The 21,467-nt window shown below is 47.1% G+C and carries 16 protein-coding genes and 3 tRNA genes; 7 read left to right on the forward strand and 12 right to left on the reverse strand.

All coding sequences use genetic code 11. From position 1 onward, the window contains the following. Positions 1-28: 28 nt before the first annotated feature. Entirely contained in the window at positions 29-247 is a 219-nt protein-coding gene (locus J3B89_RS00865; RefSeq protein ID WP_215395630.1) for a VF530 family protein, read from the forward strand. Between the two features lie 36 nt (positions 248-283). Here J3B89_RS00865 and J3B89_RS00870 read toward each other — a convergent pair whose 3' ends face one another. From J3B89_RS00870 to J3B89_RS00905, 8 genes are all read right to left on the reverse strand, one after another. After that, positions 284-853, reverse strand: coding sequence for a nucleoside deaminase (locus J3B89_RS00870; RefSeq protein WP_215395631.1), 570 nt, complete (start codon positions 851-853; stop codon positions 284-286). 223 nt (positions 854-1,076) lie between these two features. Continuing rightward, the gene (gene gpt, locus J3B89_RS00875; protein ID WP_215395632.1) at positions 1,077-1,547 is read right to left on the reverse strand and encodes a xanthine phosphoribosyltransferase; all 471 of its coding nucleotides are present in this window, start codon (positions 1,545-1,547) and stop codon (positions 1,077-1,079) included. 32 nt (positions 1,548-1,579) lie between these two features. Continuing rightward, positions 1,580-2,281, reverse strand: a complete 702-nt coding sequence (deoD, locus tag J3B89_RS00880; RefSeq protein ID WP_215395633.1) for a purine-nucleoside phosphorylase — start codon at positions 2,279-2,281, stop codon at positions 1,580-1,582. A gap of 9 nt (positions 2,282-2,290) precedes the next feature. Further along, positions 2,291-3,505, reverse strand: coding sequence for a phosphopentomutase (locus J3B89_RS00885; protein WP_215395634.1), 1,215 nt, complete (start codon positions 3,503-3,505; stop codon positions 2,291-2,293). Positions 3,506-3,737: 232 nt separating this feature from the next. Next, the gene (locus J3B89_RS00890) at positions 3,738-5,903 is read right to left on the reverse strand and encodes a prolyl oligopeptidase family serine peptidase (protein ID WP_215395635.1); all 2,166 of its coding nucleotides are present in this window, start codon (positions 5,901-5,903) and stop codon (positions 3,738-3,740) included. Positions 5,904-6,042: 139 nt separating this feature from the next. Then, positions 6,043-6,118, reverse strand: a tRNA-Phe gene (locus J3B89_RS00895). 19 nt (positions 6,119-6,137) lie between these two features. Continuing rightward, positions 6,138-6,213 (reverse strand) — tRNA-Thr (locus J3B89_RS00900). Between the two features lie 65 nt (positions 6,214-6,278). Beyond that, positions 6,279-6,354, reverse strand: a tRNA-Phe gene (locus J3B89_RS00905). A gap of 200 nt (positions 6,355-6,554) precedes the next feature. On the opposite strand from J3B89_RS00905, the gene J3B89_RS00910 reads away from it, so the two are divergent. Next, a complete protein-coding gene (locus J3B89_RS00910; protein ID WP_215395636.1) occupies positions 6,555-9,320 on the forward strand; it encodes a hybrid sensor histidine kinase/response regulator in 2,766 nt (921 codons plus the stop codon). A 40-nt stretch (positions 9,321-9,360) separates the two neighbouring features. Here J3B89_RS00910 and J3B89_RS00915 read toward each other — a convergent pair whose 3' ends face one another. From J3B89_RS00915 to J3B89_RS00925, 3 genes are all read right to left on the reverse strand, one after another. Continuing rightward, positions 9,361-12,027, reverse strand: coding sequence for a PKD domain-containing protein (locus tag J3B89_RS00915; protein ID WP_215395637.1), 2,667 nt, complete (start codon positions 12,025-12,027; stop codon positions 9,361-9,363). 142 nt (positions 12,028-12,169) lie between these two features. Beyond that, complete coding sequence (locus tag J3B89_RS00920; protein ID WP_215395638.1) at positions 12,170-13,048, reverse strand: response regulator; 879 nt, start codon at positions 13,046-13,048, stop codon at positions 12,170-12,172. Positions 13,049-13,288: 240 nt separating this feature from the next. Continuing rightward, positions 13,289-14,884 (reverse strand): isocitrate lyase, encoded by a 1,596-nt coding sequence (locus J3B89_RS00925; RefSeq protein WP_215395639.1) that lies wholly within the window; start codon positions 14,882-14,884, stop codon positions 13,289-13,291. A gap of 227 nt (positions 14,885-15,111) precedes the next feature. Between J3B89_RS00925 and J3B89_RS00930 the strand changes: the two genes are divergently transcribed. Further along, positions 15,112-16,050, forward strand: a complete 939-nt coding sequence (locus J3B89_RS00930) for a LysR family transcriptional regulator (RefSeq protein ID WP_215395640.1) — start codon at positions 15,112-15,114, stop codon at positions 16,048-16,050. Positions 16,051-16,428: 378 nt separating this feature from the next. On the opposite strand, the gene aceB is transcribed toward J3B89_RS00930, so the two are convergent. Then, complete coding sequence (aceB, locus tag J3B89_RS00935; protein WP_215395641.1) at positions 16,429-18,033, reverse strand: malate synthase A; 1,605 nt, start codon at positions 18,031-18,033, stop codon at positions 16,429-16,431. Between the two features lie 239 nt (positions 18,034-18,272). On the opposite strand from aceB, the gene J3B89_RS00940 reads away from it, so the two are divergent. The 4 genes from J3B89_RS00940 (at position 18,273) to J3B89_RS00955 (ending at position 21,425) form a co-directional block, all read left to right on the forward strand. Next, entirely contained in the window at positions 18,273-18,926 is a 654-nt protein-coding gene (locus J3B89_RS00940) for a DUF2726 domain-containing protein (RefSeq protein WP_215395642.1), read from the forward strand. Positions 18,927-19,088: 162 nt separating this feature from the next. Continuing rightward, the gene (locus J3B89_RS00945) at positions 19,089-19,283 is read left to right on the forward strand and encodes a hypothetical protein (protein ID WP_173500863.1); all 195 of its coding nucleotides are present in this window, start codon (positions 19,089-19,091) and stop codon (positions 19,281-19,283) included. Between the two features lie 191 nt (positions 19,284-19,474). Then, complete coding sequence (locus tag J3B89_RS00950) at positions 19,475-20,839, forward strand: HAMP domain-containing methyl-accepting chemotaxis protein (RefSeq protein ID WP_215395643.1); 1,365 nt, start codon at positions 19,475-19,477, stop codon at positions 20,837-20,839. Next, on the forward strand, positions 20,826-21,425 hold the full coding sequence (locus J3B89_RS00955) for a methyl-accepting chemotaxis protein (RefSeq protein WP_251372149.1): 600 nt from the start codon (positions 20,826-20,828) through the stop codon (positions 21,423-21,425). The genes J3B89_RS00950 and J3B89_RS00955 overlap by 14 nt, the downstream gene beginning before the upstream one ends. Positions 21,426-21,467: the final 42 nt, after the last annotated feature.

The following is a 21,467-nucleotide window of genomic DNA, read 5'->3' on the forward strand; positions in this document are numbered from 1 at the left end:
TGCTCACGCCAACAACAAAGGACGTTATATGTCTCAACCGAATAACCCGCTGCATGGCGTTACGCTGGAGCAAATTGTCACCGCGCTGGTTGATCATTTTGGCTGGCCGGACCTGGCAAAACAGATTGATATTAATTGCTTTAAAACAGATCCGTCGGTAAAAAGCAGCCTGAAGTTTTTACGCAAAACACCCTGGGCACGGCAGAAAGTAGAAGAGTTATATGTAGCAACCAAGCTGTATCAGTAACTCTGATCCAGCTTTGGTTTGTTTAGATGTTACAACCTAACCATTATAAATAGCACCACCGCTACCAATATAATTTTGCAACACGCTGTTGGCGGCATCACGCTGTACCAGTTGCACCACTTCAACGCCGGCATCACGTAAATACTGATAACTCTGCGCAAATACCGGGCCTTCATCAAAACCGATAGCACGGGCATCTTCAGCAGTAGCAGCACATACCAAACGCTTTACCCCACTCCACAAAGTACCGCCTAAACACATGGCACAGGGCTCACATGAGGTAAATAGTTCCCGCTTCACACCATCGCTTGATAAGCTAAAGCTTTGCACATTTTGCTCAGCCAGCATTATCGCCATCATCTCACCATGCGCGGTAGAGTTATGTAGTGGCACCACCCGGTTTACACCCACGCTAACCAGTTTGCCGCTGTCGCAGTCAAAAATAGCACTGCCAAAAGGGCCGCCGGTGCCGCGCAGCACGTTTTGTTTTGACAGCTCTACCGCCAGCGCCATTTTCTCATCGTCGTTTTGATACACTTTTTGCCAGTCGACTACGTCGTTAATCCAGTCCGGCAAGTGCAGGGTTAATTGTTGTATTGCGGTCATAATTACTCTCTAAAAAGATTCAGCACTTTAAGCTGACAAGAACCGGATTGCCCTAAGCGAACCGTTGAAGCCCCGGACGGGCTGACAAATTCGTCCGGAGCGAATTTGAACAGCTCTGCTGGCCCGAAGGGGTAAACTTCATGGACGAAGTTTATATTCGAGCCCCCAGGGATGGGTTTACGGCGTGTTCGCGTGGGCAATCCGGTTCGCAGGGGCTAAACCTTTACTTCTCAGCCAATGGCTTGCTATAGGCCAGTTCCATATCCCATGGCAGTTGGATCCAGGTGTCCTGCTCGATATCTGTTACGTATTTATCTACCAGCGGCTTGCCCTGCGGCTTGGCATACACGGTTACAAAGCAAGCTTTAGGGAAATGTTCACGCAGGGCTTTTGCCGTTTCACCGGTGTCCACCAGATCATCTACAATCAGCAGTTTGTCAGAATCAGCCAGGCTGGCGTCTTTTAAAACGCTCAGGCTGCCTTGTTTATCATGGTCGTAGCTGGCAACACAAATACTGTCTACCACACGGATATTCAGCTCACGTGCCAAAATAGCGGCTGGTACCAGGCCACCGCGGCTTACTGCCACTATGGCGTTGTAATCCTGCCCCAGCAATTGATGCGCCAGCTCTTTAGTGGCACGGTGAAACGCTTCCCACGATACATAAAACATTTTATTGCTTGATAATGACATCTGTCTGCCCTGCAAAATCGGTTAAACGGAAATTATAAGCAGCCCAGTGCTACTTCAACCATTTCATTAAAGCTGGTCTGGCGCAGCTCAGCACTTAGTGCTTCGCCGGTACGGATATGGTCGCTTACGGTAAAAATAGCCAGTGCATTAATGCCGTATTCTGCCGCCACGCCATACAAACCGGCCGCTTCCATTTCTACCGCCAGCACGCCGTATTTTTCCAGGGTGTCGAATAAAGTTGCATCCGGGTTGTAGAACAAATCTGAAGTAAAAACATTACCTACTTTGACATTAATATTTTTTGCCCGGGCTGCAGCAACCGCTTTTTCCAGCAGGTTAAAACTGGCAATAGCGGCAAAATCCATTCCGGCTAAGCGGTTACGGTTTACGCTGGAATCGGTGCTGGCGCCCATGCCAATCACCACATCACGTACTTTTACGTCCAATGGCAAGCCACCACAAGAGCCAATACGGATAATATTTTTAACACCATAAAATTTCACCAGCTCGGTGGCATAAATAGACATAGACGGTACGCCCATACCTGAGCCCAGCACGCTTACCGGTTTACCTTTATAAGTGCCGGTGTAACCAAACATATTACGTACGGTATTAACACACACTGCATCGGTTAAAAAAGTTTCAGCAATATGTTTGGCCCGCAGCGGATCGCCAGGCATGAGTACTGTTTCAGCAAAAGCGCCTTCTGGCGCATTAATATGCGGAGTTGCCATAAAAATCTCTTAGTTAATTTTATCTAAAAAGGAGTCGCCATAAGCCATGGCCTCCAGCTCAAAATAGCCGGCCAGCGTCTGGCCAATGTCAGCAAAGCTCATGCGCTCGCCTAAATTAATGTCCTTTATGCCATTTTTATAGGCCAGCAGCGGAATATATTCACGCGTATGCTCTGTACCGTGCCAGGTTGGATCGCAACCGTGATCTGCTGTCAGGATCATTAAGGTGTCGTCGCCACAGGCTGCCATCAACTCAGGCAGGCGGCTGTCGAAGTATTCCAGCGCCTCGCCATAACCGATAGGATCACGGCGATGACCAAAATTCTGGTCAAAATCTACTAAATTGGTAAAAATAATGCTGTTGTCAGCCTGCTTTGCCATTTGTGCCAGCGTTTTGTCTACCAGTGCTTCAAGGCCGGTGGCTTTTAAACTTTCACTAATGCCCTGATGAGCATAAATGTCAGCAATTTTACCAATGCTGATCACCTTACCGCCTGCACTCGTCAGCTTGTCCAATACGGTTGGTGCCGGTGGCAGAACTGAATAGTCACGGCGGTTGCCTGTGCGGGCATAGTTACTGGCACTGTCGCCCAAAAATGGCCTGGCAATAACACGGCCAATGTTATATTTATCTAACAACTCGCGTGCTACCAGACAAAAATCCAGCAGTTTTTGCAGGCCAAAATGCTCTTCATGCGCGGCTACCTGAAATACGCTGTCGGCCGAGGTATAGCAAATCGGTTTACCGGTTTTAATATGCTCATCACCCAGCTTTACCAGAATATCAGTACCCGACGCATGACAATTACCCAGAATGCCGGGCACACCGGTACGCTGGCATAGCTCGTTAATCAGCTCTGCTGGAAAACTGTCGGTTTTATTATGGAAATAGCCCCAGTCGAACAGTACCGGTACACCGGCTATTTCCCAGTGGCCGCTTGGCGTGTCTTTGCCACTGCTTAGCTCACGCGCATAGCCATAAGCGCCGCTTATTGCCCCGGCGCCGGTTACATCGGCCTGCACGCCATTTGAGGCTGCGGTGGCAGCCTTAACCAAACCCAGCTGCGCCAGATTAGGCAACGCCAGCTGGCGGCCTTTTTGCACATGAAAGGCTTTTGCAATACTGGCAAAGGTATTAGCGCCAACATCACCAAACTTATCGGCATCCGGTGCATAGCCAATACCAAAGCTATCTAATACCAGGATCACTGCTTTTTTTGCCATTGTCCTGCTCCTGAACTTTGTGTTGTCTGTATGTGATAAAACCAGACCAGCATAACCGTTGCAAGGCTTACATAACAGGCTGGCGTACACATTTAAAAAAGGGCACGCAGTGTAAAACGAAGCGCTAATCTTTACAATATCAACCTTAGATAAACACCATGCTGTCTGAAACCGTTCTGATAAAAACAAAGAACCCGCCTGTCACAGCGGGTTCTTATCGTTGCTAAGCCGGTTAAGGCAATTGCTTATAGCCCATGTTATACAGTGTAAAGCTTACCATATCAGCCGTTTGCTCAATCTGCTTTGATACCGGTGTACCGGCACCATGGCCAGCGTTGGTTTCAATGCGGATAAGCTGCGGGTTAACCCCGGCATCTTTTGCCTGTAACTCAGCAGCAAACTTAAATGAGTGAGCAGGCACTACGCGATCATCATGATCGGCAGTAGTTACCATGGTTGCCGGATACGCCACGCCTGCTTTAACGTTATGCACCGGAGAATAGGCCAGCAGATATTCAAACATTTCTTTGCTTTGCTCACTGGTGCCATAGTCATATGCCCAGCCAGCACCGGCAGTAAAGGTGTGATAGCGCAGCATGTCGAGTACACCCACCGCCGGCAGCGCAACTTTAATCAGCTCTGGCTGTTGTGTCATTACTGCGCCAACTAACAAACCGCCATTAGAACCACCACGAATAGCCAGCTTGTCTTTAGAGGTATAACCTTCTTTTTGCAGATACTCTGCAGCTGCAATAAAGTCGTCAAACACATTTTGCTTTTGCAATTGTGTACCGGCCTGATGCCAGGCTTTGCCATACTCGCCACCACCACGCAGGCTTGGCACCGCATAGACTCCGCCCAGATCCATCCACACAGCATTGGGAATATTAAACGCCGGGGTCAAACTCACATTAAAACCACCATAGCCATATAGCATGGTTGGGTTGCTGCCGTCACGTTTCAGGCCTTTTTTGTAGCTGATAATCATCGGCACTTTAGTGCCATCTTTCGAGCTGTAAAATACCTGCTCAGATACATAATTGTCACTGTCGAACTTGGCGCCTGATTTGCTGTAAACTGCTGAGTTACCGTCAGTCGGGCTGAAGCTATAAATAGTTTGCGCCGTAATATAGTTGGTAAAGGTGTAATACAGTGTCTGGTCATCTTTCTTACCGCTAAAACCACCAACACTACCCACGCCAGGCAACGTAATATCACGCACCCGTTTGCCGTTGTAATCGTACTGCTGCACTTTGGCAATGGCATCAACCATATATTCAGCAAAAATGTAGCCTGCACCGGTTGATACACTAAGTACATTATCTGTTTGCGGGATCAGATCCTGCCAGTTCTCCGGTTGCGGTTTGGCGGCATCAACCGTAACTACTTTTTTATTCGGCGCGTTTAGGTTAGTTACCAGAAACAGCTTACTGCCGTCGTTATCCAGTAAGTCGGTATCAGAGTCGGTGTGATCCAAAATAGTTACCAACGGGCTGTCCGGGTTGGTTAAATCTTTTAGGAACAATTTATTACCGGAGGTAGATACCGCAGCAGAGATCAGCAGGTAACGATCATCTTCGGTTACCGAGGCGCCAACGTAGCGGTGCTTTTGAGCCTCAGTGCCGCCAAAAATAACGACGTCATCTTTTTGTGCACTGCCAAGCTTATGGTAATACAGTTTGTGTTGATCAGTTTTTGCCGACAGTTCGCTGCCATCAGGCTTATCATAACTGGAATAGTAAAAACCTTCGTTACCAAACCAGCTGATGCTACTGAACTTAACATCTGTCAGCTCTGTTTCCAGCGGCTTTTTAGTTTCAACATCGATAATGATAATTTTACGCCAGTCGCTGCCGCCTTCTGAAATAGAATACGCCAGCATAGAACCGTCTTTGGAAAAACTTACCTCAGCCAGCGATGTTGTGCCGTCACTGCTAAAGGTGTTGGGATCTAAAAACACCTCACTGCTGCCATCTTCAAGCTGGCGGTACAAAACATATTGGTTTTGCAGGCCGTCATTCTTATAGAAGTAGGTGTATTTGCCTTCTTTGAAGGGCGCCGTTACTTTTTCATAGTTCCAAGATGCCGCCAGCTTTTGCTTTATCTGCTCACGATATGGAATTTGCCCCAGATAATCAAAAGTCACTTTATTCTGCGCTTTTACCCAGGCTTCTGTTTCGCTGCTGCGATCGTCTTCCAGCCAGCGGTACGGATCGGCAATTGTTTGTTCAAAATAGCTATCTACCACGTCGCCTTTAGCGGTTTGCGGATAGGAAAAGGTAGTTTTTGCAGCTTCTGTCATGGTTACACTATTGGGTTGGGTTGCAATATCAGTTTTTGATTCGCTGCCACAGGCAGCCAGTAAGGAAACGGCCAGGATACTTAAAACGTGCTTCATCGTGAGGAACTCCCTGATTCTTGTTGTTATAGCCCGCCTGAGCTTAACAAAGAAGCCGGTGTTTGCCTATTTCTGCTCAACGGATTTTCGACTGTATTAAACGAAAAAACCCCAACCGGATGGTTGAGGTTTTTAAGGATGGTGCCCAGACCCGGAATCGAACCAGGGACACGCGGATTTTCAATCCGCTGCTCTACCGACTGAGCTATCTGGGCAAAACTGGCTGACGCAAAATGGTGCCGCTTATCCGAGTCGAACGGATGACCTACTGATTACAAGTCAGTTGCTCTACCAACTGAGCTAAAGCGGCTGCGACAACGTGACACAAGTTAAATAACACTGTTACGTTAATACAACTTGAGCACCGAAAACTGATGGTGCCCAGACCCGGAATCGAACCAGGGACACGCGGATTTTCAATCCGCTGCTCTACCGACTGAGCTATCTGGGCAACGCGGGTCGTATTAAACGGATTTTACGATCTTAAGTCAACAGATATTTTAACGCTGCCGGTGCGTTAGCCTATTAGTTGTACAACCCGCTACAATAAACAGCAAAAAGCAGGACTGGCTACCTAAATTACAAAAAGTTGTTAAAATGCCAGCCACTGCATAAAGTCTGCTAAGCTGACAGCAAAATATTGGATAACTAATGGAAAATACGTCGTTTAGTAAACCGATTTTTAAGCGCCTGACTTTACTGTCTCTGCTGATTTTATTTGCTCAGGCAGCGCTGTTTGCCTGGCTAAACCAACCTGAGCCGGGCTTAAACGAACAACAGCTAAACCGGCTAACAGCCGACAGCCGCCTGCTAAGCCGCGTTTTACAACCACTGCTGGCAGAAAACAATACCGCAGCTACCGAGCAAATGTTGTTTCAAACCCGTGATGGCAACAGCGAGCGTGCCCTTTATGTTTACCGGACATTGCCCAATCAACAGACCGAACTTATAGCCAATACCAGTAATGTGCAGGGTTTTGTCCCCCAGCCTGTATGGCAGGACAGTGCCTGGCAGCAGGGTAATTATCTGATTGTCAATCAGCTGATTAATTTACCGGAGCAGCAAACTGCGATCCTGATTTACGTACAACAGTTAAAACTGCGCCCAAGCTGGCCTTTTTTTGCTGCTGTTGGCGTAAGCTTAGTCTTAGCGCTGGTGTTAAGTGCAGTGTTTGCTACCACTATTTCAGGCTTTTTCAGCCGCCGTATTAAACCTTTATTAGCAGGCACCCGCCAGGCGCTGGATAAAGATCTGTACAACAGCAGCGTTGACAGCCACGCACAAGATAGCTATGGCACGCTGGGTAGTTATATTAATCAGCTGTTCCGCCGGATAGAGCATGCACAGGAAGCCCTTGCCACGTCGGAGCAGAATATTAAAAACCTGAAGCAGGAGGTAGAAACCCGCATTAAAGAGCGCACCGATGCACTGGAAACTGCCAAAGTAACAGCAGAAAAAGCCAACGAAGCCAAATCTACCTTTCTCGCCACTATGAGTCATGAAATCCGCACACCGATGAATGGTATTATTGGCACCATTGATTTATTGCGTAAAACCCAGCTATCTACCTCGCAGTTCCGCATGACAGACACAGTACGTGAATCATCATTCTCATTGCTGCGTATTCTGGATGATATTCTCGACTTTTCAAAAATTGAAGCCGGTAAGCTGCAACTGGAAACCATACCCTTGTCGCTGGTAGATATTATTGAAGCCGTCGGCCGTATTCTGGTATCAGTAGCGCATCAGCGGCAAATTGACCTGAAACTGTTTATTGACCCACGCATTCCGGATGGCCTGATCGGCGACCCGGTACGGTTACGGCAAATTCTGTATAACCTGGCCGGTAACGCGATTAAATTTACCCAGACCACGCCGGAGAAAACCGGGCTGGTTATTATTAAAGCAGAGCTGCTGGAAGAGAACATGGATTTCAGCCAGATCCAGTTTAGTGTCGCAGACAATGGCAAAGGCATGACTCAGCGACAAATTAACTATGTATTTCAGCCATTTAACCAGGCAGAGGGCTCCATTACACGTAAATTTGGCGGCACAGGCCTTGGTTTATCTATTTGCCAGCGCTTAACCACACTGATGTACGGAGATATCAGTGTTAACAGCCAGGTGGATCAGGGTACAGAGTTTATTGTACGTATACCCATGCGCCGCTCAGATGAAATTCAATATCTGGATAAAGAACTGCTACGTGATATTTATGTGTGCCTGTTCAGCACTGACGCACATAACATGGCACATTTGCATAATTATCTGAGCTGCACCGGTGCCGAACTTGATGTAGCCACCCATTTTGACACCCTGCTACAAAAAGCACAGGCTCAGAAGCCATTACCACCGAAGCAAGCCGCAGTGTGGGTGCTTGACGCCACTTATGAGCAAATCTCGGCGAATGAAGTAGATCAACTACTACAGTTACCCACTATGAATCAGGTGCAGTTTGTCGTCATCACCAATCAGATTGAATTGTCAGAGCGCAGCACCGACAGGGTGTACTATCTGCACAGCTCACCGATATGCCGCAGCCATTTATTTGATGCCGTATTAATAGCCGCAAAGCGTAAAACCAAACCGGTTTATACCAGTGCCGAGCCACAGCAAAACCGTCTGGTGCCCTCGATAGAAGAGGCCCGTAAACAGCGTCGCCTGGTATTACTGGCTGAAGATAATTTAATGAACCAACGCGTAATTGTTGAACAGTTAAATGCACTGGGTTACGCCGTAGAAGTTGCCGATGACGGTGCTATAGCGCTGGAAAAATGGCGCCGGTATCACTATCCGCTGTTACTGACAGATTTGCATATGCCCAATATGAGTGGCTACGACCTGACCAGCGCTATCCGCAAAGAAAGCCTGCACTTAAGTGAGGGCGCAGAGTTTACCCGTATCGTTGCAGTAACCGCCAATGCACTCAAAGGTGAAGAGCAAAAGTGCCTGAGCGTAGGCATGGACGGCTATATCACTAAACCTATCGAACTGGCTGCACTGGAAACCATGCTCAACCGCTGGTTACCGCACGCTGCTGAACTGAAAAAAGCACATACCTCAACCCAGGAAAACAACCAGAATAATTCGCCGATATGCTTTACCACTATTGCCAATTTTCTGGGTAATAACCCGGCCAAGCATGAAGAATACCTGAACTACTTTGTAAAGCATGCCGCTGAGCTGCTCAGCAATATGGCCATTGCAGTGCAAAATCAGGATCGTAGTACCGTGCGCTCGTTAGCGCATCAGTTTAAGTCAGTTGCTAAAAGTGTCGGCGCACTGGCTCTGGCCGACGAGGCGCTGAAACTGGAAAAAGCAGCGGAAGAGAGTGATTGGGCAGTAATTAATGAATATATTCGTCTGGTGCAGGACAAATATCAGGATGTGGTTAATTACGTAAAGCAGCGCTACTAATCACATAAAGCAACGCCAGCTTCCGCTGGCGTTGTCAAAATTACTTCACAGTGTCCGGTTGCCAGCCAGGGTAAAGTACCTTACGCTCTGCAACTCTTGTTTTTACCGCAGCCGTACTAACTGTTGCCAGGCTGCTGTTCCAGTAATCAAAATCTATTTGTTCATAAATATTCATTCTGGTGCCAATCCACAAACCAAAGTCACTTTGCTGGTTAAAACGAATAAAATCTTCCTCAATTACATATATCCTGGTACCAAGCACGCCCTGCTCTACTTTCAGCAGTTGCCACTCACGTAACCGGCATGACTGCTGTGCATCAAAGTTACATACCGCATAATTGAAGCTCAGTGTTGCATCGTCTTTAAGCTCCCAGTTTAACGCTTCGTTAGCAGCATAGGCACGCTCAAATGCCGGCGGTAAATTAAGGTAACTGCTGGCCTGCCAGCCGGTAGCATTACTATCAAACTGCCAGCCAAAATAGTTGCTACCAAAATTGCATCCACCTTGCTCATTGGTATTATTGCCACTACAAAACACCATGCGGCCATCAGTCCAACTGTTAAAGGTCCACTGGTTTATCGTAGTTTGCCAATATTTACCTGTTGGGTTGACAAATGCTGTGGTAGCAAAGCTGGCAGTTTCGTCAACTTTAAAACCATAGTCAGCACGAGAACCAATCAGTTCACCTGCTACATCATAAGCAATAGTAAACACTGAAAAATCTGTACCAGACTGATCAAGAATTTGTTTCACCAGGCTTGTACCATCGGCAAAGTCTAATGTCAGCTGTCCGTCGGCAATGCTCCAGTCAAATTCACGTTCAGTATCCAGGCCTACCCCGCTGCCATCGGCATTAAATTGCAATGGATCCAGATAGAAATCTGTTCCGGTGCCATTGGCAAACATTTTACTGAAGTAAGAGTTCATCGCCCAGACACCAGGCATAGTCTCTGCAGTGAATGTTGAGGCTGAGGCACTGACAACTTTACGCATCATAATATTGCCAATGCTTTCACGCACAGTGCCCGGGGCAGTAATGAGCCCCTCGCTGGTATTTAAGGGCTGAATACTTTCCGCACTCTGACTGACTATCCGGTAAGTATCAAGCGCCTGCCCTTGCGTAGTGCGGGTTAACACTGAACCAGAAGCGCTACGCCTTACCTCAACCTGATTATAATTGTCAGCCAGCAACGCGTTCACCTGTTGTTGGCTTAACCCGGCAAGCCCTACAACCGGCATTTCAAAACTTACTGAAATAACCGGGTTGGTATAAGCAACGTCAATCTTACCGTTGTTGAGTGTCCAGTTATAAACATAGCTACCTGTCGTTGTCGTCCGGCTTCCTTTACCGTCACTGTCAAATTGCCAGCGCTCGCCAGAGCGGGTAACAAAGCCTGTGGCAGCACGCGGAGTCTGGAAATACAACGAAGGCACAGCACCGGTTGCCAAAGGCGGTGTTAAAACAGGATCTTCGGCAATGGCTGTAATAGTCTGGGCTATAAGCTCAGGACTATCGGCGTTAATCTGCTCAACCACCTGATTATAAGCAGCAACATTTACCAGCAAACCGGTCAAATCGGTAACGCCTTCTGGCAGGGCAAGTGCAGGGTTATCAGTAAAGATTTTTATTATTGCCGCAGCTTCTACCAGCGCCTGTGCATCTACGGATTTTTCAGTAAATACCAGTTGTTCAATATTAGCCGGCACCGCACCATTGTTCGCACTAACCAGTAAGGCATAAAGCGCTGTCGATACGGCATTTACAGATACGACATTACTACCATCAGCCTGTGCTTTTACTTTATCAGCAGCGGATTTACTTCTGGCTGTGCTGGCTACAATGGGTTCTGCATCAGCAAAGCCGCTGTATATTGCACTGTAACGCAGAGCAGAATTAGTAGCCGACGTAACCTGCAAAGACACAACGATATCCAGCAGATCATCGTCCAAATTAAGCTCAGCACTGAAACTGCCACTCTCATCTACCGTAACCATTACTGGCTCAGCGGCTCCTGAAATAACAACAGCCCCACCGCTAAACGACGCACCGCTCACCGTACCATCCAATGCAAAAGCCAGCAGATTAGGTTCTACCGTAACGCTGCTTTCAACCTGTGACGTGTCATTATCGTCATCCGTTGCGGTTATAGTAAACGTCAGCGTAGTTGCCACCGTAACTGCAGGAGCAGCAAAGCTGATTTCTGCGCTGTCTGCTCCTGTTAACGTCACTGACGGGCCAGCTGTTTGCAGCCAGCTTATCGTTGCTACTTCGTCATCATCAGTAATGGTTGCTGTTAAGGTCGCTGCGCTTTTTTCAGCTACAGGAGTAAAAGTTGCGCTAATTTGCGGCGGAGTATTGTTTATCAGCGCTACAGTAACTTCGTCGGTTGCTGTCTGGCCTTTTGAGTCTGTTACGGTTAAACGCAATACGGCTTGAGCATCTGCATCAACAGAGGGTGCCGTTACTGTAGGAGTTAATGTATCGGAACCCGATAACACTAACGCTGGCCCGGATACCTGGCTCCAGTTTACAGTAACCTCCCCTTCACCGCTGGCTTTAGCACCGCTGACAACAACCGAACGCCGCTCTTTCAGGTTGAAATTTGCACCTGCATCCGCTACTGCATCATCGTCATCTGAGCCACAGGCACAGAGCATCAATGCCGATGCTGCAACAACAAGTATCTTCTTTTGCAATATTCCCATACTTCACATTCCTCTGTTTGTACATCAACATCCCGGGCATTCAGCCACAGTTCATTTTCAAGTATACGAAGAATAAAAAAAGTAAGAATACTACCGTGGATCTTTATTTGTGATTTCTTTTGAATCTATAAATATCAATAACTTAATTTAAATTTTCATAATCTTTTTCAAATAGCAGAGGCCAGAGGAGTTGGTAAAGCTCTTGTGGTTTTGCCACACTGCCATGTGCACTATGGGCTTTAAGAACATCCGGTTTACTGTGTTCAGAGAGCAAGGTGTAAACGATAAAGGCTGTTTCAATCTGTTTTTGTCGCATTCTTTGCAACAATCTTAAACCCGCCAGAGGATCATTATCACGTCCCATATCAGAAATTACAGCGTCATACTGATATAAAGACAACAACACCAATGCATCTTCAGTATTTGTGGCCAGATATACCGCTATATTATTCTGCTTAAGATAAGCGACCTCAGAGCTGTTATTATCCGGGTGATCATCAACCCACAGTACCCGGCCAAGAGTATTGGCAGGTTCAGATCTGCCAAGTTCAGCCTGCACGGGAACACTGTCATAGTGCTGCGTAAACAAAAATAATGACAATATACCGAGTACCAGCATAAACATGATACCGGCAATCACCCATTGCCGGCCTGAAAGGAAAGAACTTCCGGTATCGGCGTCTATATTTTTTATATTGTGGCGAGAACGCAACTTTGCTGCCAGCTCAGGTGCCAATCTGTACCCTTTACCGTGCATCGTTTGTATCACTGGCCCCTGATAGCCAAATTGTCTGAAAGCTTTACGGCTGTCAGACACTAAACGGGATAACGACCATGCTGATACCACTGTATCTGGCCATAAAACATCTAACAACTGCTGAGCGCAGCAGTAATCAGGCCAGGTCTGTATTAAATACGATATCAGCTCAACTGAGCGGGGCTCTATTTCAGCAAGCTGATGTTTTGTCCTGACAGTAAAAGCCGTGCTATCAAGTTCAAATTCATCAAATACATACTTCATTGGTAATGATTAAGCAAAAACAGAAATATGGCGGTATAACCTTTATACAATGCCTTGCAGTCGGGGCAAAGAGAAAATTTTACTGTAGTAGTAAACTAAGCTTCATAAACTATGCATGAGAGTATATACCGCTACGCTGAGTATAAAAAAAGGCAGCCAATGGCTGCCCAAACTGTCAGTTGCCTGACCACGTAGTGTAAAACTGAAACGGCAATTAACTCAAAACTTAACACTCAGCAGTTAAAACTGATTCATAGTGTTATGCGTACCACCGGCTTTTAACGCAGCCTCACCAGAAAAATACTCTTTATGATCATCGCCCACATCAGAGCCTGACATATTCTGATGTTTAACACAGGCAATGCCCTGACGGATTTCTTTACGCTGCACACCTGCAACATAACCCAGCATACCGGCCGCACCAAAGTACTCCTTCGCCAGATTGTCGGTAGACAAGGCTGCAGTATGGTAAGTTGGCAAGGTGATCAGGTGATGGAAAATACCCGCCTCCCGCGCCGCATCAGCCTGAAAGGTACGAATACGGTTATCGGCTTCCAACGCCAGTTCTGTTGTGTCGTAATCGGCACTCATTAGCAACGCACGGTCATAAGCTGACACATCTTTACCAGCGTTTTTCCAGGCATCAAATACCTGCTGGCGGAAGTTTAACGTCCAGTTAAAGCTTGGGCTGTTGTTGTACACCAACTTGGCGTTAGGCACCACTTCTCGAATGCGGTTTACCATCTCGGCTATCTGGCCAACGTGCGGCTTTTCGGTTTCTATCCACAGTAAATCGGCGCCGTGCTGCAGTGAGGTAATACAATCCAGTACCACACGGTCAACCCCGCTGCCCTGCTTAAACTGGAACAGGCCACTGGCTAAGCGTTTAGGCTTTAACAGCTTACCGTTGGCTTTTACTACTACATCGCCGTTGGCAATATCGTCCGCGCCGCTGATCACGTCGCCGTCTAAGAAGCTGTTGTATAAATCGCCCAGGTCACCAGGCGTGTTAGTAACTGCAATTTGTTTGGTTAACCCGGCGCCTAAGGAGTCGGTGCGGGCGACGATAATGCCGTCATCCACGCCCAGCTCTAAAAAGGCATAACGCACGGCGTTAATTTTCGCCAGAAAGTCAGCATGCGGTACAGTAACTTTGCCATCCTGATGGCCGCACTGTTTCTCGTCCGACACCTGGTTTTCAATCTGAATTGCACAGGCACCGGCTTCTATCATTTTCTTTGCCAGTAAATAAGTAGCTTCTTCATTACCAAAACCGGCATCAATGTCGGCAATAATCGGCACTACATGAGTTTCAAAGTTATCAATTTTGCTTTGTACAGCAGCAGCTTTAGTGCTGTCACCTGCAGCCTTCGCCGCATCCAGCTCACGGAACAAGCCACCCAACTCACGGGCATCGGCCTGCTTTAAAAAGGTATACAGCTCTTCAATTAACGCTGGCACAGCAGTTTTTTCATGCATAGATTGATCTGGCAGCGGGCCAAACTCAGAACGCAGTGCTGCTATCATCCAACCGGACAAATACAGGTATTTACGTTTGGTAGTACCGAAATGTTTCTTAATAGCGATCAGTTTTTGCTGCCCGACAAAGCCGTGCCAGCACCCTAAAGATTGCGTGTACTGGCTGCTGTCTGCATCATAGGCAGCCATATCTGCACGCATAATTTTGGCAGTGTATCTGGCAATATCCAGCCCGGTATGAAAACGGTTTTGCGCCCGCATTCTGGCAGCAGACTCAGGGTTTATCGCACTCCAGGTGTCGCCATTTTTCTGACGTAACTGCGCGATTTGTTGTATTGCATCTTGGTAAGCTGACATAGCAGTATCCTCTTTTGCTTATTGCCCGGCTTGCCGGACGCTGACTGTTATCAGGCTGATGTATAACCTGTTGCATTACACTATAGGTTTCAATTTTGAAATTCATAAAGGTGATTTTTGTGATGCTGACCATTCACGAAACTAATACCAAAGTCAGCTTGACGCTGGCTACTGCGCTAATGCTATGATTCAGTTCAGTTATGAAATATCGCCGGGTTATTTAACTAATGAATATTAATAAAATGGATTTAAATTTGCTGGTTTACCTGGATGTGCTGCTGCGCGAAAAAAATGTGACCCGCGCCGCCAGCAGGCTTAATATCACCCAGCCAGCCATGAGTAACGGCTTAAAACGGCTGCGCGACTTGCTTAATGATCCGATACTGGTGCGCACTTCTGACGGCATGGTACCAACGGAACGGGCCCGCGAACTGGCACCGGTGGTACGCGGTGTATTGTTAACACTGGAAGAAACACTGCAACCGAACAAAGATTTTGAGCCGCTTAACAGCCAGCGGGTATTCCGTATTATGGCCAGTGACTATGCGGCATCTACCTTAATACCAGCATTACTGAAGAAAATGCGCGTACAAGCGCCGCATACCAGCCTGGATATTATGACGCCGTCAGACGTAACCTTTCATGACGTCGAAAACGGCAAAGTGGATATGGCGATCAACCGTTTTGATCAGTTGCCGCAATCATTCCACCAAAAAACGGTATGGCGCGACAGTTTCTCTTGCTTAATTAACACACAAAACCCGGTACTGAAAAACTTTAATTTAGACAGTTACTTAAAAGCACAACATATTTGGGTAAGTAAAACAGGCTTTGGCGTGGGTGTGGGTATGGACCCCAAAGACGTGCAAAAACTGGGCTGGGTGGATGAAGCCCTGGCTAAACTCGGCAAGCAGCGCAGCATCTCGGTATTTACCCGCAACTACCATGTGGCAATGCACTTAGCCGTAGGCATAGATTTAATTGCCACTCTGCCCAGCCGGGCCGCCCGCCTGTACGAGAATGATAGTAGCATGGCCATTATGGACCCACCGTTTGCTATACCATCCATTGAGCTGAAGATGATTTGGAGCCCGTTGCTGCACCAGGACGCCAGCCATATCTGGTTTCGCCGCTTAATTGTTGAAACGGCAGATGAGCTAAACTGAGCCCACTTGACAGGGATAAAACCTTTTTTGAATGAGCCGGGGAGTGTCTGAGCCCTGCCGCAGGCATAAGGGCGACAAATTCGTCAGGAACGAATTTGAACAGCTTTAGCTGGCCCAGAGGGTGCAAGGCAGGAAGCCGCGCATAGTTGCCCCGGCGAAAGAGGAAAAGCGTTTTATCCCGGCATTTATGCTCAGGACGTGCTGCAACACCCGCCTTGGCTCGTCACAGCAACTCGCTCGCGCTGGCACACTCACTCAGACACTCTGTGCCGACCAAAACGGGGTTCCAGCCCATCTTTCATTAATCTGCAGTTTTCAACCAAATAAAAAAGGCGCTGTCAGCAAGTCAGCGCCTTTTGCTTTGGTGGTTTACTCAGGTTAATCAAGTAACTGATAAGCCGGCAGGGTCAGGAAATCTACCAGCTGATCAGAAGTCGTAATATCAAGCAATAAAGTTTGAGCTTTGGCAAAATTTTGTTCTGCCCATAACGTTTCACCTACTTCTGTCCTTACCACTTTTGCCTCTTCCTCTAACATAGACGCAAATAAGGTTTTGGTAACCAGCTTGCCGTTACTTAAGCTTTTACCATGTTTAATCCACTGCCAGATCGAGGTGCGGGAAATCTCAGCCGTGGCGGCATCCTCCATCAAACCATAAATTGGCACACAGCCTTTACCGCTGATCCAGGCGGCAATATATTGCAGTGCCACCCGGATATTAGTGCGCATGCCCTCTTCGGTGCGCTCACCGCTACAAGGCTCAAGCAACTGCGCTGCTGTAATGTCATCATCGTCTGCACGGCTGACATCCAATTGGTTCTGTTTGATGCCCGGCAGGTATTTATCAAATACCGCGTTAGCGGTAGCGGCAAGGCCGGGGTGTGCCACCCAGGTACCATCATGGCCATTACTGGCTTCCAGTTCCTTATCTGCAGTTACCTTAGCCAAAATAGCAGCATTTTCTGCAGCGTCTTTGGCTGGAATAAAGGCCGCCATACCGCCCATTGCCAGCGCACCACGCTTATGACAGGTTTTTACCAGCAAGCGTGAATAGGCATTTAAAAATGGCTGCTTCATGCTAACTACCTGCCGGTCTGGCAATACCCTGTCAGCATGGTTTTTTAACGTTTTAATATAACTAAAAATGTAATCCCAACGACCGCAGTTAAGCGCCACTATATGCTCGCGTAACATATACAGAATTTCATCCATTTCAAACACGGCAGGCAGAGTTTCAATTAATACCGTTGCGCGAATGGTGCCAGTGGGCTGGCTGAACTTTTGCTCGGTGTAACGAAACACATCATCCCACCATTTTGCTTCCAGGTGGCTTTGCAATTTAGGCAGGTAGTAATATACACCGCTGCCATTGGTTAAACGGGTTTGGTAGTTGTGTAAAAAATACAGCGCAAAATCAACCAGAGCTCCCGGAACCTGTTCACCATCTACCAGCAAGTGTTTTTCCCACAAGTGCAAACCACGCACACGGGCAATTAACAAAGCAGGGTTATCTTTTAGCGCATAATGCTTACCACTTTGTGGATCGGTATAGCTTATGGTGCCCAGGTTAGCATCGCGCAGATTGATCTGGCCTTCAATAACCCCGGCCCAGCTTGGCGCCTGCGAGTCTTCAAAGTCGGCCATAAATACTTTTACATCAGCATTTAACGCGTTAATGATCATTTTGCGATCAACCGGGCCGGTAATTTCCACTCTTCGATCCCGTAAATCAGCCGGTATTGGCGCTATGCGCCAGTCAGATTGGCGGATATTCGCCGTTTGTGGCAGAAAATCAGGCAAAGCTCCCGCGTCATAGCGCTGCTGTGTTGTCTGACGTGCGGCTAATAACTCTTTTAAGCGTGGCCGAAACTCACGGGTTAATGCTGCCAGTAAGGCACAGGCCTGCTCTGTCAGAATAGTATCGTAATCGGCATTTAACGGCGCATTTATGCTTAAACCGGCACGGCTGATGCTTGTTGTCATAAGTCTATCCTTTTTTGCTGCCTGTACTCTGGTTACCGGTAAGGCTTTCGGGTATCAGGGTTGGCATTAACTATAAGCGCTTTTCAACTATAAAATGTATTAATGCAGGCAATGCTAACCATTCGCGGCATAAATAGTAAAATTATGATTAAACAAGAAAATATGGCACAACTTATGCTTAATATATCGCAGTATTGTGATGTGTCAGACATCGAGTCAATTTTCTGTCGGAGGTATGCATGGAATTTGTCCTGCTGTTAATTTTACTGTTAGTCATTGTTGTGGCTATGGTAGCCAGCCGCTTTATTGACAGTGGTAACCCTTTTCCGGTGCAGAAGAAAAACAGCTTATTCAGCCCGGTAGAGCGCTCTTTTATGCAACTGCTGGAAAAAGCCGTGGCTAACGATTACAAAGTAATGAACCGGGTAAAACTGGCCGATATTATGGAACTTAAACATGGTACCAGCGATAAAGCCCGCGCCAGTACCATGCTTAAATTAAATACCAAGTATCTGGATTTTGTTTTATGTGATCCGCAGGATTTTAGCGTTATTGCAGTGCTGGATTTAGTTAACAATACCAGCAAAGAAGGCCACAAGGCTGTGCCAGACTGGTTTGTTAACGGCGCACTGGACGCCGCAGGCGTGCCTTACCTGCGGATGAAAATAAAAGCTGGTTACACCGCCGCCGACATTCAGGCAGCCATCGCAGCCCGGTTAGGCAAAACAGTAACCAAACCTGAACCGATGTTTAAAGGCTTAGTGAAAAAGGGCCCCACCCGGCCAGTACGCTCACTAAAGCCGGCAACCGCTGGCGGCAATACTTTGCCGGTACCAGCGTTGTCACACTCCCAGATTAAAGCGCAACAAACCGCGCTGATACAGGCTTCTTAACGCACTTGGAGAAATGAGTCACTCCGCGCTAAGTTGGAATGCCGCCCGCTGCAACGGGCGGCATTTTTTTATGCTTAAAAATTGGGGTTTGTACTAAATAAATGCTAAAGGTATTTGTCATCCGGCCGTTACAGTCTTGAGGAATTGGCATAGGAGGTAACTATGAGTCAATCCGTTGGCGCTGCGGCGTCAAACCAGGGCTTTGAAGTACTGGGCGCCGTAATGGCGAAAAAGCAGCAAAACCAGGAAGCTAAAATGGCAACCATGCTGGTACAAAGTGCTATGCAATCGGTTGAGCAGGTACAGGCTTCATCCCCTGTAGGTAACCTGGGACAAAATATAAATATTACGGTGTAAGTAATATTTTATGTAACAAAAACAAAGGCCAGCATTCGCTGGCCTTTTTATTTTCTTACGCCAATTCAACATCTCCTTATTAAGTTGCAAAAACTTTCTTGCAGTTTTCCCTATTCCGCGTAATCTGGGGTAAAAATTATCCTGATCTAAATCAATAACTTAGATAAACTTAAACATTTAAGGTGCTACCCATGGGAATGATAATTACAAGTTTAAACAATTTAAGTGTACGTAAAAAGTTGATTGGTGGTTTCAGTATTATCCTGCTGATCACGCTGGTTATCAGTGTTTTAAGTTATCAGGCGTTGAATAATCTGGTAAGCCGCTTTGAATTGGTGAATCAGGTTAGCCAGATAAATACGATGGTAAGTGATGCCCGGATCCAGGAAAAAAACTTTGTCTTGCATAATGACGAGGCCGCGGCAAATTCAGCTCAGCAATATATTAAAAATATTCTCCAGCTTTCAGCCACAGCAGCAGATGGCTTTTCTACGCAGCAAAGCAGGGCGTTGCTGGCACAGCTCGACAGCAACGCTAACAACTACCAGCTGCAGCTAACAAATTACATCACCCAAGCGGCTATTAACCAAAAAACGCAGGAGCAAATGGAAATAGCTGCCCGCTCTGCTGTCAGCGTATTAAATGAATTGGAACAACAACTGAATAACCAAGCTGTGAACCAAATACGCAGCACTGCTGACCCACGCAGTGTAGAGGCTCTGCAGCTCTCTAATCTGGCAAGTGATGCCGCCAAAATAATGCTGTCAGCAAGGCGAGACGAGAAAAACTTTATTTTGCGGCAGCAGCAACAGGATGCAACAGCAGTTAAAGCACAAATTGATGCACTGAACAGCCAGTTAAACCTTCTGGCCAGCTCACTGACAGACCCTGTACTTAAACAGCGGTTATACGATACCCAGCAACAGGTAAATGACTATCAAACACAATTCGAGCAGTATAAAGCAGCGGTAGCACAAGCCAGCCTTACGGAACAAAAAATGACGGAGTATGCCCGCAGCACTGTTGATCAGGCTACTGATTCTGCTAACCGGCAATTGCAGCGGTTAACAGAAGAATCAGAAAAACTTGAAATTATTATTGTATCCGCTGCCGCAACGGCTATTGTGGTTGGTTTACTGGCTGCACTACTTATTACCCAGATGATAGTGTCGCCACTGCAGCGGGTAGTTGCCGTCGCCGAAAAAATTGCCGGTGGTGATATTACCGAAGATTTACCAACCGACAGAAATGACGAACCAGGCCAGTTGATGCAGGCTATGCAAAAAATGAGTGTAAGCTTACGCAAATTAATCAACAGCTTAACCTCTGGCATCGCTCAGTTGGCAACAGCTACCGAAGAAATGGCCGCAATTTCTCAGCAAAACTCTGCCGGTGTTAGCCAGCAAAAAGAAGAAACCGAACAAGTTGCTACTGCAATGAATGAAATGACAGCCACACGCCAGAAGCGCCGAAGATGCCTCAACAGCTGCAACCGAGTCGACAGAGCAGGCCATGGTCGGCGAAAAAGTAGTACAGAAAACGATGAATCAAATTAAAACGCTGGCCCATGAAGTTGCAAGCTCTGTTAAGGCGATTACTGAGCTGAAGGAGCAAAGTAATAATATTGGTTCAGTACTGGATGTCATTAAAAGTATTGCCGATCAAACCAACTTACTGGCGCTGAATGCAGCTATAGAAGCAGCCCGTGCCGGTGAAGCTGGCAGAGGGTTTTCAGTTGTGGCAGAAGAAGTACGGGCGCTGGCATTTCGCACTCAGGAGTCAACCGGACAGATAGAGCAACTGATCAGCTCTTTACAACATAAAGCTGAAGCTGCCGTAAGCAATATGGACAAAAGCGCCAGTCTGGCAGACAGTACTCTTGAAAGCGCAGACGATGCTGGTGATGCGATTAATGCCATTAACAGCGCAGTCGGCAGTATCCAGCAGATGAACCAGCAAATTGCCGCTGCAGCACTACAGCAAAGTACTGTTGCTGAGCAAATAAATCGCAGCATTTTCAGTATTCGAGATGTCGCTGATCAATCAGCTACTGCAAGTGAAGAAACAGCTGCTGCCAGTGCAGATTTAAGCCGTTTGGGTAATGAGCTGCAACAATTAGCCTCTCAGTTCAAAGTGGCCTGACAAAAAGTAGTTTAACTGACAATAAAACCATAGCCGCCCGAT

It is taken from the genome of Rheinheimera oceanensis (assembly GCF_018831085.1).
Lineage (GTDB): Bacteria > Pseudomonadota > Gammaproteobacteria > Enterobacterales > Alteromonadaceae > Alishewanella > Alishewanella oceanensis.

Coding starts and splice junctions, on each gene's coding strand:
- J3B89_RS00950 (WP_215395643.1), top strand. CDS start 19,475: ATGGGAATGATAATTACAAGTTTAAACAATTTAAGTGTACGTAAAAAG.
- J3B89_RS00945 (WP_173500863.1), top strand. CDS start 19,089: ATGAGTCAATCCGTTGGCGCTGCGGCGTCAAACCAGGGCTTTGAAGTA.
- J3B89_RS00955 (WP_251372149.1), top strand. CDS start 20,826: ATGAATCAAATTAAAACGCTGGCCCATGAAGTTGCAAGCTCTGTTAAG.
- J3B89_RS00930 (WP_215395640.1), top strand. CDS start 15,112: ATGAATATTAATAAAATGGATTTAAATTTGCTGGTTTACCTGGATGTG.
- J3B89_RS00920 (WP_215395638.1), bottom strand. CDS start 13,048: ATGAAGTATGTATTTGATGAATTTGAACTTGATAGCACGGCTTTTACT.
- J3B89_RS00910 (WP_215395636.1), top strand. CDS start 6,555: ATGGAAAATACGTCGTTTAGTAAACCGATTTTTAAGCGCCTGACTTTA.
- aceB (WP_215395641.1), bottom strand. CDS start 18,033: ATGACAACAAGCATCAGCCGTGCCGGTTTAAGCATAAATGCGCCGTTA.
- deoD (WP_215395633.1), bottom strand. CDS start 2,281: ATGGCAACTCCGCATATTAATGCGCCAGAAGGCGCTTTTGCTGAAACA.
- J3B89_RS00865 (WP_215395630.1), top strand. CDS start 29: ATGTCTCAACCGAATAACCCGCTGCATGGCGTTACGCTGGAGCAAATT.
- J3B89_RS00925 (WP_215395639.1), bottom strand. CDS start 14,884: ATGTCAGCTTACCAAGATGCAATACAACAAATCGCGCAGTTACGTCAG.
- gpt (WP_215395632.1), bottom strand. CDS start 1,547: ATGTCATTATCAAGCAATAAAATGTTTTATGTATCGTGGGAAGCGTTT.
- J3B89_RS00915 (WP_215395637.1), bottom strand. CDS start 12,027: ATGGGAATATTGCAAAAGAAGATACTTGTTGTTGCAGCATCGGCATTG.
- J3B89_RS00870 (WP_215395631.1), bottom strand. CDS start 853: ATGACCGCAATACAACAATTAACCCTGCACTTGCCGGACTGGATTAAC.
- J3B89_RS00885 (WP_215395634.1), bottom strand. CDS start 3,505: ATGGCAAAAAAAGCAGTGATCCTGGTATTAGATAGCTTTGGTATTGGC.
- J3B89_RS00890 (WP_215395635.1), bottom strand. CDS start 5,903: ATGAAGCACGTTTTAAGTATCCTGGCCGTTTCCTTACTGGCTGCCTGT.
- J3B89_RS00940 (WP_215395642.1), top strand. CDS start 18,273: ATGGAATTTGTCCTGCTGTTAATTTTACTGTTAGTCATTGTTGTGGCT.